The 1,828-nt window shown below is 62.1% G+C and carries 2 protein-coding genes; both read right to left on the bottom strand.

Features of this window, described 5'->3' with window-relative positions; genetic code table 11:
- The coding region (locus ACH2EH_RS08790) for a phosphoenolpyruvate carboxykinase (GTP) (RefSeq protein ID WP_395140846.1) at window positions 1-1,710 on the bottom strand (1,710 nt) is incomplete at its 3' end.
- Window positions 1,711-1,743: 33 nt separating this feature from the next.
- Window positions 1,744-1,828: SWIM zinc finger family protein (locus ACH2EH_RS08785; protein ID WP_395140847.1), on the bottom strand; the 85-nt coding region annotated here is incomplete at its 5' end.

Below are 1,828 nucleotides of genomic sequence, written 5' to 3'. Positions count from 1 at the left end.
GGGGAGCTTGTCGCCAAATGTCTCGAAGTGCTTCGCGATTGCGTCGCACTCGGCTGCCCAGAGTTCGTGATCTACGGTGAGAAGCTGCCCCATCACACCGTCGGCGAGGGGGAGGCCCTCAAGGTTGAGGCCATCGAGGGCGGGCACGGTGCCGATGGGAGTCACGACGGCTTTGCCTTCGCCTAGAATCCGCTCGCGCATCCAGAGCAGGGGACGTAGGTTCTCGCCGTAGCCGGGCCAGAGGAATGTCCCGTTTTCGTCTTTCTGGAACCAGTTGACATGGAAGATCTTGGGCGGGTGGGGGATGCGCTCGCCCATCTCCAGCCAGTGGGCGAAGTAGTCGCCCATGTGGTAGCCACAGAAGGGAAGCATGGCCATTGGGTCGCGGCGCAAGACCCCCTGAGCGCCCCCTGCCGCCGCCGTGGTCTGGCTTGCCATCGTTGCCCCGAGAAACACACCGTGCTGCCAGGAGTTTGCCTCCAGCACGAGCGGCATGGTGTCGTTGCGGCGGCCCCCAAAGAGAATGCCACTGATGGGGACGCCCTGTGGGTCTTCCCAGTTCGGCGAGATGGTCGGGCACTGTTGGGCTGGCGCGGTGAAGCGCGAGTTGGGCTGGGCAAACTTGCCGCCCTCTAGGTCCTGGCCGGGGCGGTGGTTGCCGCGCCAGTCGGTCATCCACTTGGATGCCTGGCCGATCCCCTCCCACCACGGGCGGCCCCCGTCGGTGCGGGCGACATTGGTAAAGAGCGTGTTGGAGCGAATGGTCTCCATCGCCGACGGGTTGGTTTTCTCGCTCGTGCCGGGCGCAACCCCAAAGAAACCCGCCTCGGGGTTCACGGCCCAGAGCCGCCCGTCCTCGCCGATGCGCAGCCACGCAATATCATCGCCGACTGTGCGAACCGTCCAGCCCGGCAGGATAGACTCCAGCATCGCGAGATTTGTCTTGCCACACGCCGACGGAAACGCGCCGGTGAAGTAGAGTTTCTGGCCCTCAGGATCTTCCAGCTCTAAGATTAGCATGTGCTCCGCGAGCCAGCCCTCGTCGCGAGCAATGGCGGAGGCGATCCGCAGAGCGAAGCACTTTTTGCCTAGGAGCGCATTGCCGCCGTAGCCCGAGTTGATCGAGAGAATTAAGCGTTCCTCGGGGAAGTGACAGATATAGCGCTTCTCGGGATCAAGCTCGGCGGTGCTGTGCAAGCCCGGCACAAAGGCACCGTCGGTGCCCAGTGTCTCTAGCGCCACAGTGCCCATCCGTGTCATGATGCGCATCGAGAGCGCGACATAGGCGCTGTCCGTAATCTCGACGCCCACTTTGGAGAACGGCGAGCCCACCGGCCCCATCTGGTAGGGCACCACATAGAGCGTTCGGCCCGCCATGCAGCCGTCGAAGATCCCGTAGAGGAGCTTCTTCGCTTCATCCGGTGCCATCCAGTGGTTGGTTGGGCCAGCATCCTCGCGCGTCGTTGAGCAGATAAACGTCCGGTCTTCCACGCGGGCCACATCATTGGGATTCGAGCGGTGCAGATAGCAATTGGGCCACTCATCGTGGTTGAAGGGAATAAGATCTTTGGCGGCAACCATAGTGGAGATCAGCCACTGCGCCTCCTCTTCCGAACCGTCGCACCAGTGAACCCGCTCCGGCTTGCAGAGCCGTGTGCTCTCCTCCACCCAGGCGAGAAGCCCAGCGTGGGATGTTAGGGATGTATCCATATCCTCTATCTTAGCATATTAAGACAGTCCTAATCAATCCGCCGTTTGTCGGATTTTTGCCGCGCAGCTATGTTTACAGATCCCGGCGCTCTGGAACCGTGGGCACTGGCAGCGGTAG

The organism is Armatimonas sp., from assembly GCF_043760365.1.
Classification (GTDB): domain Bacteria; phylum Armatimonadota; class Armatimonadia; order Armatimonadales; family Armatimonadaceae; genus Armatimonas.
Note: the sequence above shows the minus strand (reverse complement) of the source record. Positions and strands in the feature narration are given on the sequence as shown.